The organism is Agrococcus sediminis, from assembly GCF_007923295.1.
Lineage (GTDB): Bacteria > Actinomycetota > Actinomycetes > Actinomycetales > Microbacteriaceae > Agrococcus > Agrococcus sediminis.
Map to the genome: position 1 here is coordinate 586,032 of NZ_VOIR01000011.1, position 21,119 is coordinate 607,150.

Genomic DNA, 21,119 nt, shown 5'->3' on the forward strand with positions numbered 1-21,119 from the left:
GGAGTGGCGGGTAGAGAGACCACGGCAGCGGAAACCTCCACGAGGGTCAGATAGGGCACGGCACACAATGTTTCCTTTCGGTCGATGTCACCTCCTATATCGGCACTTTCATACGGCAGTGAGGACGACCTCTGCGACACGTCACCGCTCACCCCTATACCGGGAGGAAGCAAGCAACATCGCTTGCGAAAGCGAGGGAGAAAGCGATGCCATCAACACGCGACATCTCGCCGCACGGGCAGGCTCTCCTGCGGGCGTTCCGTGAAGCGGCGATGACGGGGGAGGAGGAGGACATCTTCCGCCTCATCGACGCCCTCGCTCAGGATGAGGTCATCCCGCTCTACGACCTCACAGCGTTCTCCGTGCTCCACTTCCCTGCGGTCAGGCTCGGGGTGGCACAGAACCGACGCACGCCCCCGCCTGTGCTGCGGTGGCTGTGGGAGAACGGCTCCCACACGGTGAAGTCCATGACCGTGGCGAACCCGACCTGTCCCTCATGGGTGCTGAACAGGGCATGGGCGGCAGAGCTCGCATGGGCGAAGGAGAACCCGAACCTGCTGAACACCTGCGAGGAGTTCGTCAGCCGGCCTGATGACGTGACCGAGCAGCAGTGGAGGGAAGCCGACGACCATGTGCTGACGCGCTTCGGTCTCGCTGACAACCCTTCTTCACACCGACCTGACCTGACCCGCCTCGCTCGGCTCGAGCAGGACGTGCGGGTACTGTCCGCTCTCGCCGCCAATGTGTCGTCACCACCGCTCGCGCTGAAGGCAGTGATCAAGAAGGCGCGAGCGGGAGGTCACCCCGAGGTTCGGGTGGGTGTGGCGCAGAACCCGTCAGCACCACCCGACGTGCTCACCCTCCTTGCCAAGGATGAGGACCTGCCTGTGCGTGTGGCTGTCTCATGGCATCCCTCCACCCCGGAGGACATCAGGAGCAGCATCGACTGCTGACGCACGACCGCAAGAAGCCCCGCAACGTGGAAGGTTGGAGCGGGGCTTCTGTGCGTCGCAGGGGGGATGCGCTCGGACGCGATTCGAGTGACGGTGGCGGTCCCTATAGTCAGCCGTATGCCATTCCTCGATGAAGTCGATGCCCTTCCTGTCACACGCGGGATCGCTCACGAAGAGGCCCTCGAGTACCTCCGCCAAGCACTACAGCGCAGTAGTACCCGAACCATCGCAGGCGACGAGAGCACATCGGAGCAGGTGCTCGACTACCTGAGCGAGCATGAGAGCGTGTGGGTCAGGATGCGCGTCGGGGCGAACCCCTCGAGCGCACCCGCATCCCTGAACGCGCTCGCCTTCGACATGGCACCCATGGTTCGTCACGCCGTAGCCGGAAATCCGACCGCACGACTTCCCACACTCTCGAACCTCGCGCTCGACACCTCCGTGCTGATCCGCTGCAGAGTGGCTTCCAACCCGTCATTGACCGGATGGGAACTGCTCATGCTTGACCGTGATGAGGTGCCTGCGGTCAGGGCAGCCGTGCACGGTGTCGCTCGCGGACGAACCCTTCCGCTATCCCGCATCGCTTGGCTCATCGTGCACAGCGAAACCAAGGAGCTCCGGTCCGCCGCTGAGCAGGGGTGGGTGGACCGAGAGGAAGAGGTGAAGGCATGGCTTGCACTGAACCACGCTTGGTTCGTCGCCGGGAACACTCCGCTCGAGTGGGTACGCCCTGTGGTTGCGGAGCCGTGACAGCCCGGTAGATAACGGATGCTCCCGTCTCCTCGGCGCTCAGTACCGAAGATCAACGAAGCCCCGCACCATGCTGAGCGGTGCGGGGCTTCGTTGATTACCCCGTCAGGCTCCGAAGGAGACGGGGACGAACATCATCTCCATCAGCGACCCGTCGTGGTAGTCCGAGTCCAAGAACGCGACGTTCAGTTTGGCGGCGATCCTGTACTCCTGCTCGCGATTGACGGGGTACGAGAAGGTCGATGAAGTGACCGGTAGCGGGAGGAACATCGCAACCGTGGTGGAAGTGTTGTCATCCGAGGGGAGCAGCACGCGGTTGCGGAAGTTCACGAGTTGCCGACCCACTCCTCGCCCGGACGCTGCGACCACGAACACGTTGGTGCCGTGTCCCGTCCGCATGATCGCATCGAAGCGAGCAGCGCTCTCCGAATCAAGGTGCTTGATGAAGTAATCGAGGTCTTCGATGAACAGGATGATCGGATGATCGTCACATTCGTGCGTGACCACACGCTCCATGCGGTCCCGCATCTGATCATGCACGCTCTTGAGTGCGTAAGCGAAGTCACCGGCGTCATGCCCTGAACTGAAGCAACTGTTCATGAGGTACGGCGTAGCGCCGTGGAAGACCTCATCGGAGTGGTCAGGAGCCATCTGAGCCACCACGAGGAGGAAGTCCTTGCGGGCAGCTTCGGTGCCTCCACCGACGAGCGTATGCGTCAGAGGCATCACCATCTCCTCGCCGGAATGAGTGGTGCCGACACGGACCGCCGAGAACTGTTCATCGAAGTCCGGGAAGACCGGCTCGTCGGCACCGTCGATGCTCAGCAGCTGCTCCGCCGCCTTGGTGACGCGTAATGTCTCCGCGTTCAGGTGTGCCTCGAGGTGTTCCTCGACTGTCGCCGCGGATTGCCTCGCGGTCCCCGCAGGGACGAGATGGCGACGGGCGCGATCCCAAGCCCGGTCGATGAATGATGGTTCGATTGGACTCTCTTTGTGTGTCATGGTCTTTCCTTCCGTGTGGACGGCTCAGGTGCCGTCGCTACATCACTAACGACACCTGATGCCGGAACGGCGCTGTGCCGCGTTTCACGGTGGCGGAGCCTGATGGCGGCTCAATTCAGTTCGTCACGCGTCGATGGACTGACGATGATCGGTCGCTATCAACCACATCACCAACCGCTCCACCGCAGCGTCGTAAGCGTCCTCATCCGTGGGCACTGCGCCGTTGGGGCAGAAGGTGCTGACTGCTGTGGAGAACGCGTGCGAGCTCACATCGTCGTCAGGGTCAGTCAGCAGTAGACGCAGTAGGGGCAGCGGAGCAGAACGGTTCTCCGCCACGCCCCGTCGCACGTACTCGTCCACATCGCAGGCGAGCAAGCCGAGCATGCCTGTCGGGGTCGCGCGGTTGTGGGCGACAGCGTGTCGGACTTCCTCGCATTCGGCGGTGGCAAGTAGGAGTAGAACGTCCGCCGACACGGAGGGGTTGTCAGCCAAGCCGAGCAGCACCTCTACGTCGTCACTGACGGCGAGCTCGACAAGCACCTCCGAGGGGATGGATGGGTTGCGGGCTGCTTCGCACCGAACGGCGCTGTCGGGCGACGCGAGCAGTTCGTCAAGGCGGGATCGGTCGTACGGGTCAGTCATGATGGTTCCTTCCATGCGAGCAGGCAGTCGTAGGAGTTCCACGGCTGACGCTTCACCGTCAATATCGGTCGGGGAGGGCAGGAAGCAGCCACGATGACCGTGAGGTTGGAGCCGCCTCTGCGTAGCCGACGATCCGTGGAAGCAAGTGGAGTAGCCCGAGCATGAGGAACCCCCGCACCGTTCAGTAGTGGCGCGGGGGTTCCTCATGCGTCTTGTCAGCTGATGGTGACGGACACGAGACGACCTTGCTCATCGAGCTCGGTGATGGTCTCCCACTCCTCGCCGGTGTCCGGGTCGATGTCTACGCTGATGATCTGCTTGTTCATACGGTCTCCTTGTTGATGTTGCGGGTGTAGGTGATGGCGGCTTCTGCTCGGGGGTGACCTGCTCGGAGGCACTTGACGCAGAGGTGGGAGCGGGTCACCTTCCTGCCGGCCCCGAAGCGGTGCCCCTGTGCGCAGAGACCGAGCCACACGGGAGGCTTCGCTGCCTTCTCCTCTTGCAGCTTCTTCCACTGTGCGGTCTCCACCTCGTCGGAACGGTGAACTGCGTGGATTTCGGTGGCGAGACCGAGCTCCTCATTGACTGCAGCGAAGTCGGCTGCCCACTTCGCGTTGTGTCCGTTCCTGTTCCCGGCACGAGCGTGAGCGAGCTCGTGAGCGATGGTCTTGGCGAACGTCGCGGGAGTGGTGTGACGGTTCGCGGTGTCGGAGAGCTCGATGGAGGTACGGGGCGTTTGATCCCAATAGGTCATCGTCTGCTTCGTGATCCCCAAGGAGCCTTGGCGGCGGTTCCATCCGCCCCACTCGGCACGGATACCCGAGAGGGAGCGGGCTTCGTGGAAGACATCCTCCACAATCGTCTTCCGCTCTTTCCAAGGCTTCTCGTACCACTCCTCAGCGGGGATCGACAGCAGCGCCGCGAGTTTCACGGCACGAGCATTGGTCACTTGGGAGGGCGCGGTGGCGGGGATGTCGGTGGGGCGGATCGAAGCTTGCACGCTTTGTTTCCTGCTTCGCTTTCCTGCGGGGCACCGACGACCGCCCTGCTCTTTGCTTCTACACATGGGTCTCCTTTCGGTAGGTGTCCCCGTCAATATCGGTAGATGAGGGACACAGCAGGAGCAGCGCTCTCCATGACGGATGGAACGGCGCAGAGGCCGGCAGTCCGGCAGACATGAGAAGACCCCGGCTCCGAACAAGGGAGCCGGGGTCAGGCGGTGGCGCGGTTACTTGCGGCGACGACCACCGAAGAGGCGTGCGGAGAAGGAAGCGGTGTGCTCCTCCACCTCGGCTCGGAGCCGCTCGTTCTCTGCTCGCAGCCGAGCGACCTCGAGTTCCAACTGCTGAACCTGCGACAGGGAGAGCGACCGCAGCCGCTCCGTGAGGGTCTCCCCATCCACCCATCCGAGGGTGATGAGAGCCGCCGCGGGGATACGCCAACCGTCCTCGCTGACAGTGGCACCCTCCCCTACAAGCTTCTCCTTGTTGTAGCGGACCCGACCCTCGGAGGAACCGGTCACGGAGGCAGCCTGCGCGAGCGACAGGAACACCTCGTTCTCGTGGAGCTTGGCAGCCATCATCTTCACCTTCCCGATGCGGTCTCGGACCGACCCTCGCCCGCTCCGTTTGGAGGGGCAGATACAAAGCTGCCGGGTCCGACTGACATCCGTCCCGGAACCGCTTAAAGCGCCTGAGAGCCGTTCTGACGCAAACCGCATTCACACATTTACCGAAATCCACCCCAAGGACGAGCAGAAACGCCCCTCAGAGCGACTTTGCCCCCGTTTGTGGGTAAGCGGACATCCCGCATCAGGAAAACGCGTTAGAAAGGCTTAGAGCAAAGCCGAGGTTCAGCAGCTCGGATATAGAGCCGGGGGCCCAACAAAACCGGCGATGGTCAGGAGCATCTGCTTCGCTTCCGCGCGCTCTTTAGAGGGGCGGCTCCAACCAAGCCTCATCGACACAGCTCGAACCGGTGTCCCACGCTCTTATTGCATCCGCTGCGAACGACGACTGCCCTACCTCGGGGAGGAGAGGTAGGGCAGTCGTGTGACGAAAGGAGCAGGGCGGATCAGGCTGCCTGTCGGGCGTATGCCTCTTTCAGGTAGTCCGGGCAGGCGCGATGGAACAGCACCTCGGAGAGCATCGCCTCCCGCTCGTCAGGGTCAGCGTGCTTCGTGTAGGTGTGCGCAAGAGCAGTCAGAGCACGAGGTGTCAGGTCGCCACGGCACAGCAGCAGCTGATGCTCCGACCACATCTCCACGCCGCCATTCATCCGCTGCTGCGGAGGCAGGGACGCGATGACCGTTTGGAGGGTGTTCCCGCAGGACGGGTGGCGGGCAACGGAGTAGCCGTGGGACAGCAACCTCGAGAGCTCGTTCTGTGGAGTGTCACGAGAGGACAGCAGGACAGCGGCAGCCCCAACGGTGTAACGACCCTCAGCATCAGTGACGTAGCCCATGCCGGCCTCCTTGTCCGCAGCCGTCGTGTTCGGGTTCCGTAGAGCGGCGAACATGGCAGGGGAGTAGGCGTGCTGCGGGTCGTGAATGAGCTTGGACAGCACCTCGGTAGGGGCGGACGGGTTGGATGCCACCTGTCGCGGGAACTCGTCAGCGAGGATCGCCAACACGGAAGCAGGTGTCCGAGCGTTCTCTGCGGTCAGGGTACGCACACGCCACTTCCGATGCTGTGAGAGCGCAGTCAGCACCTTCGGGTGGGTGGTGTCGCCGGTCGCGTGAGCGTAAGACCGCTCCTCGGACCATTGAGCAATCTGAGCGAGAGTTGGGTTCGCCGCACGGTACGCGATGAGCTGCTTGTCACGGCGGGACTGAGCGATGTCAGCGGACAGGTCTTGCCCTGCGTCACGCAGCTTGGCGATGCCGTCAGGTGTGAGCTTATACTCCGCTTTCGCGTTAGCGAGAGCGACGAGGGCACGCTCATGCTTCTTCGGGTCGTTGAGCTTGCGTGCCTGCTCGAGCTTGGTCTCAGCGGCAGTCAGCCGCTGAGCAGCATGGGTGGAACAACGAGGTCCCGGTTTCGCGTAACACATGGTTGCGTCCTTCCGTCACGGTCAGAGATGCCTGACCTGATACATACCTAACGGGCAAGAACGCGAGAGAAAACAACGCTCCCCCGCCTGCCATCAGTATCGGCAAACGGGGGAGCTTTCTTCCCGAAACGGGACGATCAGTCTTCGTCGTCAAAGCGGTTACGGCGAGCACGCGGAGCCGTCTGCTCCCCGTACGCCCACGCGTTCTGCCGCGTGTGAACTCCCTCATCAGCGAGGTCGTTCCATTTCATCCAAGAGGCGGTGGAGAGGTTCCGAGGGTAAGTGGTGCGAGACATGGCTTCCTTCTTTCGTGTAGTGCCGCAAGTAGTTCTTCCGGCGTGTTGCTGTATCCCTAACGACCGGCTCACCGCGAAGCGGCACTTTCTGACGCTTTCGGGGAAAATCTTCAGCACCGGCTCCCGGCACACGCAGCGGAGCACCCATCCGAGCTGCTCTGCCTCGCAGTGAGGTCAGGTCTGTAACAGGTCGAGAGCTCGTGACCGGATGCTTCGGAGCGACACCTCTATATGCAGCGGTGACCGGGCGAGAGTGGTTGCGAAGCAATCGCCGCGTAGGATGCGGGGACGCAAGGCATTCATGTCCGAGCCTCGCAACGATCACAACGAACAAGGGAAGGAGCACTGATGGCTGAAAACGCAACCGTCAGCGAGGCTCTCACGCAGGGCGACATCATCGCCCTCACCGGCGGTAACACCGCCATCCGCGACGACAAGGACCTCCGCGACCGCCTCACCAAGAAGCACGGCGCGGTCTTCACGGGCAAGAAGGGTCCCCGCGCAGTGCAGGTTCCCCTCTCCGCCGCAATCGCGGAAGGGTGGGTTCCCGAGGGCACCTCCTACGAGGACGCAAAGAAGATGGCGGCGGAGAAGAAGCCGCAGCCGCGTGCCAACTCGGGCAAGCCCCGTGCCTCCAAGGCCGGCTCCGCGAGGACGACGGGCGACTTCACCGCCGACTTCACCGCTCTCGCTGAGGAGGCTGACCGCCTCAGCGTCGAGGTCGCTCGCCTCGAGCAGAAGAAGAAGGATGTCGGTGAGGAGCTCGCGGACGCGCGGAAGCGCGCGAACACCGCACAGCGGCAGCTCCGCAACCTCGCGGACAAGGCAGAAGCGGAAGCAGAGGCGGCACTCGAGGCTGTCCGACGCATCAAGCAGAACGCCTCCTGACCTACACGCACTAAGAACCCCCGCACCGAGACAGGTGGTGCGGGGGTTCTTCTGTCGCTCGTCTACGAGAGCGGGAGTGTCAGCCTTCCACGGGCTTCATGTCCGCGAGTTTCAGCGTCATCGTGATCGGCTCCCCATCAGGTGAGGTTCCTGCGAGAGACAGGTCCTGCCCGTACGGGGAAGTGATGCCGGAGTAGGTGATGGTGGCACCGGAGTAGTCCGCATCGAGCACAGTGACGGTCAGGGCTTGCCCTGCTGCTGCCTGCTCCAACGTCCACGTGATGTCGAAGCTGTCGGAGCCGAAGTCTGTGATCGTCAGCTCTCCTGTGCCGTCAGCGAGGAACCGCACAGCTGCGCGGGTTTCACTGCCGGTCGTGCCGACCCACACCGTGTCAGGGATGGAGTTCTCTGCGACGGGGACGTACGCACCGAGGACGGCTGCGACGGTTGCCTCGATCACCTCGCCCTTCCCGTCGTTGCCGTCCAAGTTGATGCGGGTTGCTCCTGCAGGGGCGGAACCGTTCAGGACGATGGTGCCCTTCTTGCCGGCCTCCGGGACGGTGATGCGGACGTACTCGCCGCGCTCAACCGGGCTTCCGTTCAGCATGTCGGTCCGCTCCCATGTGAGCGGGAACACCTGCCATGCGCGCTCATTGCCGCCGACGCGGAGGATGCCGCTGCCGTCAGCGTCGAAGCGGAAGAAGCCGCTGTCGAAGCCGACGTTGCCGCTCCATACGGAACCGGCGATGCCGTCGAGGACGACAGGCTCCCCATCGGGACCCTCAGCCGTGAGGCTGTCGGGACGTTCCACAAGGAGCTTCCGCTGTCCGAGCTCCTGACCGAAGCCGGAGGAAAGAATCAGAGCGGTAGCCGCTCCTTCGCCATCGACGGGGCGAACCTCCTCAATGTCGAACTTGAGCGAGACCCCGTCCTTCACCTCTGCGAAGCGGATGGTGCCGTCCTTGATGTTCCAAGAGGAGCGGTCAGGGTTCCCTGTTGGCAACAACGTGTCGAGGGAGGGCAGCATCCCGTCAGTACGTTCGGCGGTAGTAATGGAGGAGATGAGACCTTCCTCCTCGAGGGTGAAGTGCCACACCGTGCCGTAGGTGTCAGTGCCGACCCATTCGCCGGTGATGCGGTCACCTGCGGCTCCTTGGTCGTCTGCCTGCACGGCGACGTTGTTGTAGACGACGCGGTCGAGGGTGGCGTTCCACCACGGGATTTGAGATGCGAACCACAAGCCGAGCAACACGAGCACACCGACGACGGCGTAGCCGAAGAACTTCTGACCGCCTTCGCTCTCGAGTGCCTTATTGCCGAGGCTCTTGGTGCCGCTCCAAGCTGCTCGTCCGGTCGCCTTGACGGCTCGCTTCGTGAGCGACTCGCGCTCCAATACCTCCTCGTCAGGGTCGATGAACTCGCCGTCATACATGTCATCAGACAGTGATGGTTTCGGGTTGCGGTCGTCGTAGAACTTCTCGGGTGCTTCCTCGCCGTAGATGTCGTTCGTCATGGGGTTCCTTCCGTGGTCTGTGTCGCGGGCTGTGAAGCCTCGCAGTAGATATCGGTCAGAAACGGTAAAAGTGGCAGGGTCGTGTGACTGTGCCGACTGATGGGGAACCTCGCCATCGAGAGGTGGCAGGGGAGGGAGCACCGCTCTGACCTGCAAGAGGACTTTCATGCGGCACGAGGGACACCGGTGGCGGCGCTGCGGCGGACAACAGAAGAACCCCCGTCAAGGATTTCGGTCCTTGAGACGGGGGTTCTTACTCTGCAGAGATAGCCGGTCCTCGCATCCCCGAACCGTGAGTAGCCTTTTCCGAGCTATTGACACGAGGGGAAACACTCACCGTGCTTCTACACATTCATTATCGGCAGAAGAAGTCGAGAGTGCGCAAGATCGGTGAAAAAGTTTCAGGCAGGAACGACAGAACCCCTCCAACCTCCGGCTCCTTCGGGGAGCCTGTCAAGGCGAGGGGCCTGTCGGTAGGGAGCAGGTCATCCACCACCCTTGCTTCCCATGACCGAGGGGGAGCCTGTCAGGGCTTCGGATCGGTTCAGGGGCAGCAGCTCGTAGGAGAACCTCTTTGCTGTACACCCTTGATATCGGTAAACGGATACTGCAGGTGCAGGCATCCGCCCCTCAGTGTGAGGTGGTGGAGGTAGCAGACGCGGTGCTGACCCACTCGCTCGCAAGGGTTCGTAGGACGCTGTCCTCGTGGCGGAGCAGAGCTTCGCTCACCCGAGGGTCAGCCATCAGGCGCTCGAGGATGTGGCTCACGGCGGCACCCTCGTCGCCTGTCTGCTCGGCACGGAGGAGAACCGCAGCCACCTCCTGCGGGGACGCTTCTTCGTCATCGAGCTTCCACAGCTCACGGGAACGCTCACCGTCAGCCACCTGCTCGGTACGGGTGCCGTGCCACACATAGGCGGGAGCCGACTGCGGAACGCGGAAATCCTCCATCACGTCGCTATACCCGTAGGTCAGCGAGCCTGCCTCCCACTCCATGTACGCGTGGTCGTACTCGTTGATGTCGCCTTCGCTGACGATGCGAGAGAACGGCAGCTCACGGGCAGCGACAGCGAGCAGGTCATCGAGGCTGTCCTTCGCTTCGGCAGTCACCTCCAACCACACAGAAGCAGGAGTGTCGTGAAGCGTCACCGTGCTGTGCAGGGGTGCCGAAGGAACTACCGCATCCACGCCTTCTGCGGCGAGCATCCGCACAAGCTCATCAGCCCACCCGTCTGCCGGCCTCTCTGCCGGAGCAACACGGAACCGCTCAGCAACCCCCCGCAGCCACGACTCGTCCCCGTAGAAGGAGACAGCGCCATTCCAAGTCATCGTTCGCTTCCTCTCTGACCGCAGACATCCTCCGCCGGTCTCTCACAGTGAGTATCGGAAGTTCTGCCAAAGCCGCACGATACAGGTCCACCACGCAGAGGCCGGCGACGACGAGCAGGGGACGCAGAAGCCCCGCAGGATGCGACACCCTGCGGGGCTTCGAGGCGGGGCGTCACACTCTCGGGTAGTGGCGGAGTGAGGAGCCGTCGTCGCGGACGATGGCGAACGGATCGCAGTTGATCGACCCACTTCTGATGGGGTAGTCATGCGAGGCGAAGACCGCATCATCCAACGCGACACGAGCTGCACGCGGAGAGCGGAACACTCGACCGCTCTTCTCGTCCTCAGTCCACACGGCTGTGAACGCGGTCTTGCGAGCAGAGAAGCGGCGAAGGTAGACGGTGGTGGCTCCATCGTTCTTCGTCACACGGAAGCGACCTTTGGTGTCCGGCAGTTGCAAGGCGGCAGGCAGGACCGCTTTGGTGTCGGCGGTCACGCCAAGGTTGTCAGTGATGGTTGCGCGTACTCGCTCCACTGACGGCAGTTGCCCTTCGTACATGTACTGAGCAAGCTCTGCTCGTTCCCGAACGTCTTGGCTGTTGTCGGATGCGAGCAGCGCGACAACGTCGTCAGGAGCGTCCAACCGCATGGCGGTGAACAGGCGCACGGTTACGCGGACATCGCTTGCGAGCACTCTCAGAGCATCCTCGCCCGAGGAGAGGTTGCAGGCGACCGCCACAGCGACCGATTGCACCTCGTCGGCTGCCAACTGCGTCAGCGTGGTGGTCGATGACGCCGGGTTCGCGGCGACAGCCTCACGGATAAGGGCGCCCTCGGATGATGCCAAGACTGCTAAGAGGTCTGCGGGCGTCCGGGGTGACAGCGCGGCTGTGTAGCGGTAGCGGCGACCCTCATAGGAGGTCTCCGGCAGGGTGCACAGCTCCCACAGTCGAGCGGCAGGCGCGCCGGACTGCTCGATAGCGGCAACAGTCGTAGAGATGGTTTCGTAACGTGCCTTGCGTGATTGTGCCGAGCGTCGAGGTGTTGGTTGGGATGAGTGGCTCATCACTTTCCTTTCTGTGATGCCGCATCGGAGCGTGTCGCCCACGGGTGGAGGATGTGGAAGTCGAACGCGAACTGCGAGCAGGCGGTCACAGGAAACGCCGCGAGCATTAGAACGATGGACAGAAGTGGGTCGGTCTCCATGAAGGCGTTGGAGAGCCTTGAGAAACAGAAGACGAGCGACAACCCGAACACGGCGAGGATCAGCACTCGAGTGAAGTAGCGAGGTGGGCGGGATGGGTGAGTCATCTGACGTTCCTTTTCGGGCAGGCAGCAGGGATGCTGTAACCCATCCCTAACGACCACGCTCCGCTCGGCAGTCGTATCCCTTGTTGTGCGGCTTCACGGGCAGGTGACTTTCATACGGCAGTGAGGACATCGCCAATCTCGGAGAAAGCTGCCGCGAAACGGTCAAAAGAGACCACTCCGCCAACACAGCCCGTTAGGTATAAAGCAAGACACCGAGAGAAGCACTCTCACCGACACGAAAGAACCGACCATGCTCACCATCACCCGCAAAGCACCAACCGCCCTCCTCGCACTCACCGGCTCCGTCGTCGGCGGCATCATCCTCGGGATCGCAGTCGTCATCGGCATCGCCATCACCGTCGCCCTCGTGCAGCTCGTGGGCATGTTCGCAGGAGAGTTCATCACCGCCTCCCTCCCCGGCACCATCACCGTCCTCGCCATCACTGCCGGCCTCTACCTCACCGGCAAGCTCCGCAGCAACACCGCCTCCTGAACCTCACGAAAGGAAACGAACCCCCGCACCAAGCGACAGGTGCGGGGGTTCCGCTTTTGCCCGTCAGGACTTTCATGCGGCTGAAGACCAACTCGCAGTAGCTCAACCGGATGAGCACACCCCTACTGAGGGCGCGAATGGAGGTTCGAGTCCTCTCTGTGAGACCACCAAGGGGCAGGCGCACCACACAGTGTCTGCCCCTTGACCATCACCACAGCAACTGCAACTCTCTGAAAGAAGTTCGCTGAGAACAGCCAAAACTGACCACTCCTACATCGCAGCCCGTTAGGTATAAAGCAAGACCACACAGGAAGCCTCGCTTCCACCTAACAGGAGAAACCAATGTCCAACCGCACCGACATCACAGACCGCAACGAACGCGGTGAAATCGACCTCTTCACCCTCATCTTCGTCGGCATCATCCTCGTCCTCGTCTACCTCGCCACCTTTACCGACACTGATGTCCCCGCACTCATCGCAACCTTCCTCAACGGGATGGTAGAAGTATGGGCAACAGCCATCAGCACCATCTTCGGCACTGCCTGACACTGAACCGCCACAGAAGCCCCGCACCAACCCTCACGGTGCGGGGCTTCTGTCATCTCCGCACCTGACAGGACTTTCATACGGCAGTGAGGACATGATGCTGCGGCGGAATCGCGTGAAAAAAGTCCAAAATAGATGCCCGAAAACAGCCCGAAACGACCAATTCCGCGACAACAACCGTTAGGTATTCAGTAAGACAACGAGAGAAAACCTCTCACCAACCAAGGAAAACGCCATGACGAAAACCAAACTCTCCTTCCCACAGAGCTACCTCCTCAACCGAGCACAGCAACTCGCCAACGAAGTTCGCAACCTCACCCCCAAGGCCGGCGAAATCTACGGCATCTATGTCAGCAACCACACCCACCGCACCGCAACCTCCCTCGCCAACATGGGCATCGGACACATCCACAGCAGCAACAGCAACAGCGGATGGTTCATCATCCCCGCCAACTGACCTCGAAAAACGAAGAAACCCCCGCAGCCCACAGCCGAGCTCGCGGGGGTTTCCCGTCTCAACCACCCGGCGAGAACCTCAGCAGTAGAAGCGACACGCCGAAGCAAACAGAAATGATCCCGAAAACATCGGTGAAACGACCATTCTCGATACGCTGCCCGTTAGTAATACAGCAAGACGTAAAGGAAGAACAATCTTCCGCCTAACAGGAGAAAGCAAATGTCCAAGCTCACCGCAACCCGCAACGAACTGCTCGCAGAGATGCCATCCGCATCCTTCGCTACCGAAGACCTCTTCGACATGCTGACACGCGACAACGAAGAAGAGAACGCCGCTCGAGTGTTCGCAGCAGCCAAGACACAAACTGCAGAGCGTGTTCTCGCCCGCATCCAAGGAGCACACAACGCAGACTTCGGAGCAGTCCTCGACCGCAACGACGACATCTGCCTCTACTACCGCGACGAAGCCATCGAAGAGGTCCTCAACGACAGCATCATCAACCTGTCGCTCGAAGAGCAGGTGGATGCGCTCCGCCTCATCGAAGACGACTACGCCGGTGAGCACATCAGCGGACTCGTGTTCCCACGGCTCGAGGTCGCTGTGGAGACCGAAGGTGTCCGCGTCTACACCGATCCCGTCGATGAGTTCGTACTACGTGCCATCGCAGGAGACCTCGCCAACACGCTCGCCGTCGAGCTCGTGGCAGAGCTCGCAGCCTAACCCCAACCCGACACGACACGAAGGAGCCGCCTATCGACAACTGACCCCAACGCACATACCGGCACAGCCCCGCACCAACCCCCTACGGTGCGGGGCTTCGTCGTGTGTACACATGGAGACGGTCCCCTCGATGTCCTCACTGCCGTATGAAAGTCATCAGGGAGCGATGGCAGCACACAGAAGAACCGCGCCTCAACCACCTATGAGGCGGAGTTCAGACACCCATCACAGGGAGCGACAGTGCCATCAACGGTGATCGCAGACCGGGATCATCTCGGACTGCTCCGTTCGAGCTACCAACGTGAGCTATGCACGCTCTCATGCGCCTTCGCGCTACTGCGACAACTCGCTCTCGGGCGTACGCCCAATGACGAAGGCGACAGCCTCTTCGGCGGTGGAGCCACTCCACTGCGTGTCTTGCGCGACCGTGAGCGCAGTCGAGGCCGGCACGACCTCTTCCCGCCACTGCCACTCCATCGCATCCCTGTCGTGCTCGAAACGAGTGACCCGCATCAGGCGGTCACCGTCCGCGTCCTCCAACCAACCTGTCGCTGTGCGCTCACGGCGGAGCGCGCCATCAAGCCACACCGCCTCCCACCACTGCTGAACGTTCGGGTCCAAGAACTCCGCGACCACAGCGGTGAACTGCGGCAGCGTCAGCCCTATCGCCTCAATGAGTTCAGCGACAGCCGAGGAGTCGGACTCAAACCGCAGCCCGACGATGCTGTGCTGCTCGTCATCCTCGCCAATCTCGACCGCTGTGTCGTAGATCGCAGGAACCTCATCGAGCATGTGACCGGCGGTGGAGAGCATGTCCACGAAGATCGTCTGCCACGACTCTGCTGCCCCGTCCATGGGCGCGTCCATGATCCGCTGCTCGAGGTCGGTCATCACAGCAGTCTCGCCTCGCAGTGCCAAACGGAATCGAACTCGCGCCATCATGTCCTCCTCGACACACACCTCGGGCAAGCATCGCAGACCGAGGTCATCAGCGAGCGTCCCTGCTGCCGTATGAAAGTCACGACTGCGGTATGTAAGAACCGGGTCGCCACTCATACGAGCTCACGCCTTTCGATTCGCCGTAAACCCATCGCCACTCGTACGCGACAGCCGCCTCCGGCTCGACGCAGTGCACGAACACCGCACGGAGGTCCGGCACCTGCTCCGCCACATAGTTCAGCAACAGATTGACTGCCTCCGACCCCTCGAACTTCAGTCGAAGACGGAAGCCATCGTCCGGGTAGTACTCGCCGTACATCTCGATCAGGGGATCAGTGGCGCGTAGGGGTTCGAGCTGATCGGTGTAGCGACCGTTCTCGCCCTCGCCCCACGGACGCTCCTGCTCCGCGAGCAGGCTCGTGAAGAACGTGAGCCACCCTTCGGGAGCATCAGTTCCCACAGCGTCCTCAGCGCGACGGCGGAGGCTCATAATCAGTGGCTTCTCAGCACGAATCCACACCTCGAACTGCAGCATCTCCACTCACTGTCTCCCTCTTGCGCCTACCTCTGCGCAAGTGAATCAGATGTGCGCTCGCTTCTGTCCTCTCGCCACCCGAGCGGCAGGGGGCAGGCAGCGCGAAGCGGCTCGTAGGGGTCGGTGACAGCCCGAAGGTGTCACACGGAAGGTGAGTGGCGTTCAGCGCCTACTGTTGGGACCGTGAAGGCTGTGAGTGCGGAGATGCGACAGGCTGCGACCGAGTTCGCAAGCAAGTGGGCAGGACAGTCAGGAGAGAAGCAGCTCGCACAGTCCTATTGGACCGACTTCTTCCACCACATCATCGGCGTCCCCGACCTGCTCGCAGCAGGAGTGGACTTCGAGAAGCCCGTTCGCACCGAGACCGGCTCCACCGGCTTCATCGACGTGCTTTGGGGCGGAGTCGTGCTCATCGAGCACAAGAGCGCAGGCAAGTCGCTCGACGTTGCCGAGGCTCAGGCTCGCGGCTACCTCAAGGTGCTTCCCGCCCCGCTTCGAGCACCGTTCATCGTCGTGTCCAACTTCGCCACCATCCGCATCGTGGATGTCGCACTGAACACGTCCATCGAGTTCCCCCTCTCCGAACTGCCGAACAACCTCGACCGTGTGGTCGCCGTGTTCGGGGACTACTCCGCACGAGCCACAAGGCTTGAGATCACGGCAGACCGCAAAGCAGGCGAGAAGATGGCTCGCCTCTACCAAGCGTTCGAGGAGGCCGGCTACTCGGGGCATGAGGTGTCGGTGTTCCTCGTGCGGCTGCTGTTCCTTCTCTTCGGTGATGACACGAGCATGTGGCGCAAGCCGAAGGCGTTCGAGGACTTGGTCATGGCTCAGCCCGCTGACGGGTCCACGCTCGGCGCGATGGTGGCAGGTCTCTTCCAACACCTGAACGACCCGAACCCGCCGAAGAACACGCCCGCCGCGTACCTACCCTTCCCATACGTGAACGGTGGACTGTTCGCTGAGAACATCAGGCTGTTCCACTTCACGGACGCGATGCGAGACGCCTTGGTGGATGCGTGCTCGTACGATTGGTCCTCCATCTCGCCCGCCATCTTCGGCGCCATGTTCCAAACGGTGAAGTCCAAGGAAGAGCGGCGCAAGCTCGGGGAGCACTACACGTCCGAAGCGAACATTCTGAAGGTGATCCGTCCCCTCTTCTTGGACGACTTCACCGAGCGAGCGATGAAGGCATGGGATAAGCCCGCCGACCTGCGCAAGCTGCGCACCGAGTTGGGAAAGAAGCGGTTCCTCGACCCCGCCTGCGGCTCAGGCAACTTCCTCCTTGTCGCCTACCGGCACCTGCGTGAGTTGGAACTCAAGATCATCGTTCGAGTGCAGGAGCTCACCGGGAAGACCGAAGCGGTTGCGCTCGACGGGACCGCGGAGGCAGCGGTGCTCGTCTCCTTGGAGCAGTTCCACGGCTTCGAGTACGAAGAGTGGTCATCACAGATCGCCACCGTCGCCATGTTCCTCGCTGACCGTCAAGCCAACCTTGCGATGGAAGAGATTCTCGGAACTTCCCCGGACAGGTTCCCGCTGAAGGAGTCCGCCCACATCCACAACCTCAACGCCCTCCGCACCGATTGGTCCGCGTTGGTGCCGATGGACGACGACACCTACATCTTCGGGAACCCACCGTTCTACGGCTTCACATGGCTGTCAGATGAGCAGCGAGCGGATCAAGCACTCGTATGGAACAAGGTCCGCTCCTACGGCGACCTCGACTACGTGGCGTCATGGTTTCTGCTTGCCGCGAAGAACCTCCAAGGCACACGAGGACGAGCAGCGTTCGTCACCACCTCCTCCCTCACGCAGGGGCAGCAGCCGCCGATTCTGTGGGGTCAGCTGTACCCGATGGGGTTCGGCATCGACTTCGCACACCGGAGCTTCCTGTGGGCGAACGCCGGAGGAGACGAGGCTTCGGTCTACGTCGCCATCGTCGGCTTCTCCGCAAACCCCAAGCCTGCACGCCGGCCCCTGTGGTCGTACGAGACGGCTCGAGGCAACCCCACGCTCGTCATGGTGCCTCGCATCAACGCCTACCTGTTGGACGCAGTTGAGCGGCTCATCACATCTCGATCCAAGCCGCTCGCCCCTTCCACGCAGACGCTCGACTACGGCTCGAAGCCGACTGACGGTGGACTGCTGTCGAACCTGATGCCCGACGAAGCGGCACAGATCAGGGCTACTGACCCCATCGCCGCGAAGTACCTACGTCGGGTGGTGGGAGCCAAGGAGTTCATCTATGACATCGAACGGTGGGGCTTGTGGCTGCTCGATGCCTCTCCGGCAGACATCAAGAACTCACCCACGCTGCACTCTCGAGTGTCAGAGGTGAAGAAGCTCCGGCTCGCATCTACCAAACTTAAGACGCAGCAAGACGCGGATCGCGCATCCGAGTGGCAGGAGATTCGGCAACACGATGGCAACTACATCGCTGTGCCGCTGACGACCTCCGCGAACCGCCGCTACATCCCGATGGGATACCTGCCGCCCGAGGTGATCGCTAACAACAAGGTGTCCGTCGTGCGAGACGGCAGCCTCCTCACCTTCGGTGTGCTCTCATCACGCTTGTTCGTCGTGTGGACGCACGGCTTCTCCGGGCGACTGAAGAACGACCCCAACATCAGTGGCGGCATCACCTACAACAACTTCCCGTTCCCCACGGACGGACACGAAAAGATCGCCACAGCGGCACAGGCTGTCTTGGATGCACGCGCCGCATACCCCGACAGCAACCTCGCCGCCCTCTACGACGACATCTCCATGCCTCCGAGCCTGCGGAAGGCTCACGCTGCTCTCGACAAGGCAGTGCTCAACGCCTACGGGATGAAGAGCAACGTCTCCGAGGTCGGCATGTTGGAAACCCTGTTCTCCTTGTACGTAGAGGCAATCGACGGGCTACTCGCTGCACCCGCGAAGAAGAGCCGAACGAAGAAGCTGATGAACGTAGGGTCTTGACGCCATAGACGACGGACCCCTCGAGAATCCGGTGCCCAAGACCACAAGAAGCCCTCCCTGTTGATGGGGAGGGCTTCTCAGTCGTGGAGCGAGCGGTGTTACTGCGAGCCGTTCAGCATCCACATCTCGTCCACCTTCGCCGGGTCAGCACCGAGGTCGATGAGCATGGCACGCATCCCACGCATCGTCACGTTCGTCTGCATTTTCAGCCAACACAGCTGACAGAACTCGTCATGCTCCGACCGCCCATCCCAAAACCGCTTCGGCAGATAGACCGCCTGCTCACAACGCAGACAAGAACCAACTGTCATCTCATCAAGAGCGAACGCCTCCACACCACCCGCAGGGGTCACACGCTCCACCACCTGAGGCCAACCCTCGTACCAATCACCGAACTGCTGCGGCTTCAGGTGCAGCCACAACGCAGGGATGTTCGGACCGTCCCTCCACGCCTCAATACCGCCACTCATGAACTGCGACGCGTCGTAGCTGACCGCCCTCTTCTCCTCGCTCATGTCGTCCTCCTTCAGGCTCTCGCCTCTCGATGTCATACCTAATGACTAACGGCGGCGGACACCGGATGCGTCAGAACCGCAAGTCCACGGCAACAGCGTCAGAGATGTCCTCACTGCCGTATGAAAGTCACGACGGGGCAACAGGAAGCCCTGCACCGAGAGAACGTGGTGCGGGGCTTCCTGTCAGGAGGTGCGAAGGAACTTAGGCGGCGGACGTAGCCGACCCTTCATCAGGAGTCCTCTGCAAGCGTTCTCGTGCCGCCTTGCGAATCTCGCCCACCTCATTCACATCCGCCTCAACCTCAGCAAGGCTCACGTACGACGTGTCACGGTGAAGGACTGCGAAGTAGCGCACAGCCAACGACTCATCCTTCGTGAGCTCGGCAAGAACTTCGGAAGGGGTGGAATCGTTGGACGCAACTCCCTGCCGAACAAACTCGTCCTTGTGCTTGGCGAGCCGCGCAAGATGCGCCACAGGGGTGTGCTCGTCTGCTGCGATCTCGCTTGGCGACACGTCAGCGTCCCCGCGTAGCAACGCCTCCTGCAGATCGGCGGAGTAACGGGCATCGCGGATGTCGGCAAAGCGAGCGCCGATCTGCTGCGTGATGTTTAGCGGAGGCAGCACTGCTTCGAGAAGCTCGCCATGCTCCACGATGGCGACAGACCCATTCGCTGTGCCGTACCGCCGCGCGAGAGCGTCGTAGTCCTCAGCCGAGAACATCCGAAGACATGAACGCTCGGCACCCTCGTCTTCATCCTCTTCATCGGGCAGCCCGTCAATGTAGTCAGCCATCACCCGACCCACAACCTGAGCGGTCAGCTGATCCACGATCAAACCCGAACCATCCGCCGCCTCAAGGTTCATGTGAGTGTCCTCATCCAACAGATCCTTGTACGTTTTCTTCTTCACATCCATAGCCGCTCCTTCACGCTCGCGGAGTACCTCTCCATCTTTCGCGTCACATAGTGACTATCGGTCGTAGCGGGAAAAGCCCGTCGAACAGCGATCACGGTCTCCCGTCGTACGGCAGTCGCGCGCAGAATCATCACAAGCGTCCTCACTGCCGTATGAAAGCCACCTGCCGACAGGATGCGACACCAACAGAAGAACCCCATCCACCGCAGCAGACAGGGTACAAGAAGCCACCACAAGGGCAGCGAACATCGCTCACACAGGAAGCAACGCACCCACCCACATAAGAGCACACATAGGGGGATAAGAGAGCGCAACGTCCACCTGTCCTCCCGTCCTCCGTCCTCACAGCACACACAGTCCACACCGTGACCAACACACGCAGCATCCACCCGTCGTCACACCCACACACACAAAACGGGAAAAGAGCGATCGAGGAGGAACACACGGTCACACACGAAAACGGGGAAACCACCACAACCCACACATCACACAACGGGAGCGAGCAGACAGCACCGCAGGAGGGAACACCGCACACACACGGAAACGGGAAAACGTAGAGAGGAGGAAGGAGGGGGAAGGGGAGGAAGGAAACGGGAAAACGATGGGACCCCGAAACGGCAGAGGCAGGAACGAGGATCAAAACGGGAAAACGGTCAAAACGGGAAAAGTCCTCCATCAGAGGGGCACTACGAAACCAACCGCGTAACCACCCGACTTCACCGCTGCTCTGTGTTGCGCCTGCGGCAGAGCAGCGGTGAAGTCATTGGGGTGGTTTGAGCAGGTTGGTTGGAGGAGTGCCCCTCTGATGTTCAGGGAGATGGAGTGACCGCAGGGAGCGGAACTCCCTGAACACTTCAGGAGGACGATGGTGCGGATGCGAGGAGCTCCATCGAGCCTGCCTGCAACCGCAACGGGCATCACCCCGAACATGAGGGACGGATATAACCACGTGGCGGTGGACGCTGTGGCGCGCGGCAGGGTAGAGAGGAAGAGGGAGAGGAAGCAGGAGCGAGGGGTGCCTTCGAGGGAGCGAAGGAAGGCAGTCACATCCAATAAATCAAGAAGAAGGAGCAGAGGCTCGCGGTGTCAGGAAGAGAGGCGAGGAGGTCTCCACTGTCAGGAGGACAGGCTCACTACCGCTACTCCACGGGTTCATCATCCTTGTGCTCTTTGCTTCGCATACAGAGCGATGTCATCCCCTTCGGGTTCTCCATTCACTCTTATATCAGGGTGTGGAGAGGGGAGAGGGGGTGGGAGTATAACCGTATACCTAAACAAATGCTCGCGCGCGGTTTCTGA

The 21,119-nt window shown here is 61.6% G+C and carries 21 protein-coding genes and 1 tRNA gene; 9 read left to right on the forward strand and 13 right to left on the reverse strand.

Annotation, left to right across the window (positions count from 1 at the left end; translation table 11 throughout):
- Positions 1-206: 206 nt before the first annotated feature.
- Together FQ330_RS03205 and FQ330_RS03210 are read left to right on the forward strand one after the other, a co-directional pair.
- Positions 207-953, forward strand: a complete 747-nt coding sequence (locus tag FQ330_RS03205; protein WP_146355170.1) for a hypothetical protein — start codon at positions 207-209, stop codon at positions 951-953.
- A 117-nt stretch (positions 954-1,070) separates the two neighbouring features.
- Positions 1,071-1,703, forward strand: a complete 633-nt coding sequence (locus FQ330_RS03210; protein ID WP_146355172.1) for a hypothetical protein — start codon at positions 1,071-1,073, stop codon at positions 1,701-1,703.
- Between the two features lie 105 nt (positions 1,704-1,808).
- On the opposite strand, the gene FQ330_RS03215 is transcribed toward FQ330_RS03210, so the two are convergent.
- The 5 genes from FQ330_RS03215 to FQ330_RS03235 all read right to left on the reverse strand — a co-directional run bounded on the left by FQ330_RS03215 (position 1,809) and on the right by FQ330_RS03235 (position 6,398).
- On the reverse strand, positions 1,809-2,705 hold the full coding sequence (locus tag FQ330_RS03215; RefSeq protein ID WP_146355174.1) for a hypothetical protein: 897 nt from the start codon (positions 2,703-2,705) through the stop codon (positions 1,809-1,811).
- Between the two features lie 123 nt (positions 2,706-2,828).
- Positions 2,829-3,347 (reverse strand): hypothetical protein, encoded by a 519-nt coding sequence (locus tag FQ330_RS03220; protein WP_146355176.1) that lies wholly within the window; start codon positions 3,345-3,347, stop codon positions 2,829-2,831.
- A 322-nt stretch (positions 3,348-3,669) separates the two neighbouring features.
- Positions 3,670-4,347, reverse strand: coding sequence for a SprT-like domain-containing protein (locus FQ330_RS03225; protein ID WP_192575826.1), 678 nt, complete (start codon positions 4,345-4,347; stop codon positions 3,670-3,672).
- Between the two features lie 228 nt (positions 4,348-4,575).
- Positions 4,576-4,926: a hypothetical protein gene (locus tag FQ330_RS03230; protein WP_146355180.1), complete on the reverse strand. Its 351-nt coding sequence runs from the start codon at positions 4,924-4,926 to the stop codon at positions 4,576-4,578.
- A gap of 494 nt (positions 4,927-5,420) precedes the next feature.
- On the reverse strand, positions 5,421-6,398 hold the full coding sequence (locus tag FQ330_RS03235) for a hypothetical protein (protein WP_146355182.1): 978 nt from the start codon (positions 6,396-6,398) through the stop codon (positions 5,421-5,423).
- Between the two features lie 644 nt (positions 6,399-7,042).
- On the opposite strand from FQ330_RS03235, the gene FQ330_RS03240 reads away from it, so the two are divergent.
- Positions 7,043-7,582, forward strand: a complete 540-nt coding sequence (locus FQ330_RS03240) for a hypothetical protein (protein WP_146355184.1) — start codon at positions 7,043-7,045, stop codon at positions 7,580-7,582.
- A 79-nt stretch (positions 7,583-7,661) separates the two neighbouring features.
- Here the strand turns inward: FQ330_RS03240 and FQ330_RS03245 are convergent, their stop codons facing one another.
- The 4 genes from FQ330_RS03245 to FQ330_RS13200 all read right to left on the reverse strand — a co-directional run bounded on the left by FQ330_RS03245 (position 7,662) and on the right by FQ330_RS13200 (position 11,696).
- A complete protein-coding gene (locus FQ330_RS03245; RefSeq protein WP_146355186.1) occupies positions 7,662-9,095 on the reverse strand; it encodes a hypothetical protein in 1,434 nt (477 codons plus the stop codon).
- Positions 9,096-9,725: 630 nt separating this feature from the next.
- The gene (locus FQ330_RS03250; RefSeq protein WP_146355188.1) at positions 9,726-10,301 is read right to left on the reverse strand and encodes a hypothetical protein; all 576 of its coding nucleotides are present in this window, start codon (positions 10,299-10,301) and stop codon (positions 9,726-9,728) included.
- 295 nt (positions 10,302-10,596) lie between these two features.
- On the reverse strand, positions 10,597-11,532 hold the full coding sequence (locus tag FQ330_RS03255; RefSeq protein WP_146355190.1) for a hypothetical protein: 936 nt from the start codon (positions 11,530-11,532) through the stop codon (positions 10,597-10,599).
- Positions 11,490-11,696: a hypothetical protein gene (locus FQ330_RS13200; protein ID WP_192575827.1), complete on the reverse strand. Its 207-nt coding sequence runs from the start codon at positions 11,694-11,696 to the stop codon at positions 11,490-11,492. Before FQ330_RS13200 ends, FQ330_RS03255 begins: the two co-directional genes overlap by 43 nt.
- A 289-nt stretch (positions 11,697-11,985) precedes the next feature.
- Between FQ330_RS13200 and FQ330_RS03260 the strand changes: the two genes are divergently transcribed.
- The 5 genes from FQ330_RS03260 to FQ330_RS03280 all read left to right on the forward strand — a co-directional run bounded on the left by FQ330_RS03260 (position 11,986) and on the right by FQ330_RS03280 (position 13,951).
- A complete protein-coding gene (locus tag FQ330_RS03260; RefSeq protein ID WP_146355192.1) occupies positions 11,986-12,228 on the forward strand; it encodes a hypothetical protein in 243 nt (80 codons plus the stop codon).
- 91 nt (positions 12,229-12,319) lie between these two features.
- Positions 12,320-12,395 (forward strand) — tRNA-Ser (locus FQ330_RS03265).
- A gap of 175 nt (positions 12,396-12,570) precedes the next feature.
- Positions 12,571-12,774 (forward strand): hypothetical protein, encoded by a 204-nt coding sequence (locus FQ330_RS03270; protein ID WP_146355194.1) that lies wholly within the window; start codon positions 12,571-12,573, stop codon positions 12,772-12,774.
- Positions 12,775-13,009: 235 nt separating this feature from the next.
- Complete coding sequence (locus FQ330_RS03275; RefSeq protein ID WP_146355196.1) at positions 13,010-13,231, forward strand: hypothetical protein; 222 nt, start codon at positions 13,010-13,012, stop codon at positions 13,229-13,231.
- A 219-nt stretch (positions 13,232-13,450) separates the two neighbouring features.
- On the forward strand, positions 13,451-13,951 hold the full coding sequence (locus tag FQ330_RS03280; protein ID WP_146355198.1) for a hypothetical protein: 501 nt from the start codon (positions 13,451-13,453) through the stop codon (positions 13,949-13,951).
- A 333-nt stretch (positions 13,952-14,284) separates the two neighbouring features.
- Here the strand turns inward: FQ330_RS03280 and FQ330_RS03285 are convergent, their stop codons facing one another.
- A complete protein-coding gene (locus FQ330_RS03285; RefSeq protein ID WP_146355200.1) occupies positions 14,285-14,842 on the reverse strand; it encodes a hypothetical protein in 558 nt (185 codons plus the stop codon).
- Between the two features lie 127 nt (positions 14,843-14,969).
- Entirely contained in the window at positions 14,970-15,431 is a 462-nt protein-coding gene (locus FQ330_RS03290) for a hypothetical protein (protein ID WP_146355202.1), read from the reverse strand.
- A 177-nt stretch (positions 15,432-15,608) separates the two neighbouring features.
- Here FQ330_RS03290 and FQ330_RS03295 point away from each other — a divergent pair, with 177 nt between their 5' ends.
- The gene (locus tag FQ330_RS03295; protein ID WP_146355204.1) at positions 15,609-18,389 is read left to right on the forward strand and encodes a DNA methyltransferase; all 2,781 of its coding nucleotides are present in this window, start codon (positions 15,609-15,611) and stop codon (positions 18,387-18,389) included.
- Between the two features lie 98 nt (positions 18,390-18,487).
- On the opposite strand, the gene FQ330_RS03300 is transcribed toward FQ330_RS03295, so the two are convergent.
- Positions 18,488-18,904 carry a hypothetical protein gene (locus tag FQ330_RS03300; protein WP_146355206.1) on the reverse strand — a complete coding sequence of 139 codons (417 nt, stop codon included), beginning with the start codon at positions 18,902-18,904 and terminating at the stop codon, positions 18,488-18,490.
- Between the two features lie 202 nt (positions 18,905-19,106).
- Complete coding sequence (locus FQ330_RS03305) at positions 19,107-19,820, reverse strand: hypothetical protein (protein ID WP_146355208.1); 714 nt, start codon at positions 19,818-19,820, stop codon at positions 19,107-19,109.
- Between the last annotated feature and the right edge of the window lie 1,299 nt (positions 19,821-21,119).

Coding starts and splice junctions, on each gene's coding strand:
- FQ330_RS03280 (WP_146355198.1), top strand. CDS start 13,451: ATGTCCAAGCTCACCGCAACCCGCAACGAACTGCTCGCAGAGATGCCA.
- FQ330_RS03245 (WP_146355186.1), bottom strand. CDS start 9,095: ATGACGAACGACATCTACGGCGAGGAAGCACCCGAGAAGTTCTACGAC.
- FQ330_RS03275 (WP_146355196.1), top strand. CDS start 13,010: ATGACGAAAACCAAACTCTCCTTCCCACAGAGCTACCTCCTCAACCGA.
- FQ330_RS03240 (WP_146355184.1), top strand. CDS start 7,043: ATGGCTGAAAACGCAACCGTCAGCGAGGCTCTCACGCAGGGCGACATC.
- FQ330_RS03305 (WP_146355208.1), bottom strand. CDS start 19,820: ATGGATGTGAAGAAGAAAACGTACAAGGATCTGTTGGATGAGGACACT.
- FQ330_RS03215 (WP_146355174.1), bottom strand. CDS start 2,705: ATGACACACAAAGAGAGTCCAATCGAACCATCATTCATCGACCGGGCT.
- FQ330_RS03260 (WP_146355192.1), top strand. CDS start 11,986: ATGCTCACCATCACCCGCAAAGCACCAACCGCCCTCCTCGCACTCACC.
- FQ330_RS03205 (WP_146355170.1), top strand. CDS start 207: ATGCCATCAACACGCGACATCTCGCCGCACGGGCAGGCTCTCCTGCGG.
- FQ330_RS03220 (WP_146355176.1), bottom strand. CDS start 3,347: ATGACTGACCCGTACGACCGATCCCGCCTTGACGAACTGCTCGCGTCG.
- FQ330_RS03210 (WP_146355172.1), top strand. CDS start 1,071: ATGCCATTCCTCGATGAAGTCGATGCCCTTCCTGTCACACGCGGGATC.
- FQ330_RS03270 (WP_146355194.1), top strand. CDS start 12,571: ATGTCCAACCGCACCGACATCACAGACCGCAACGAACGCGGTGAAATC.
- FQ330_RS03285 (WP_146355200.1), bottom strand. CDS start 14,842: ATGACCGACCTCGAGCAGCGGATCATGGACGCGCCCATGGACGGGGCA.
- FQ330_RS03235 (WP_146355182.1), bottom strand. CDS start 6,398: ATGTGTTACGCGAAACCGGGACCTCGTTGTTCCACCCATGCTGCTCAG.
- FQ330_RS03250 (WP_146355188.1), bottom strand. CDS start 10,301: ATGCTCGCCGCAGAAGGCGTGGATGCGGTAGTTCCTTCGGCACCCCTG.
- FQ330_RS03300 (WP_146355206.1), bottom strand. CDS start 18,904: ATGAGCGAGGAGAAGAGGGCGGTCAGCTACGACGCGTCGCAGTTCATG.
- FQ330_RS03230 (WP_146355180.1), bottom strand. CDS start 4,926: ATGGCTGCCAAGCTCCACGAGAACGAGGTGTTCCTGTCGCTCGCGCAG.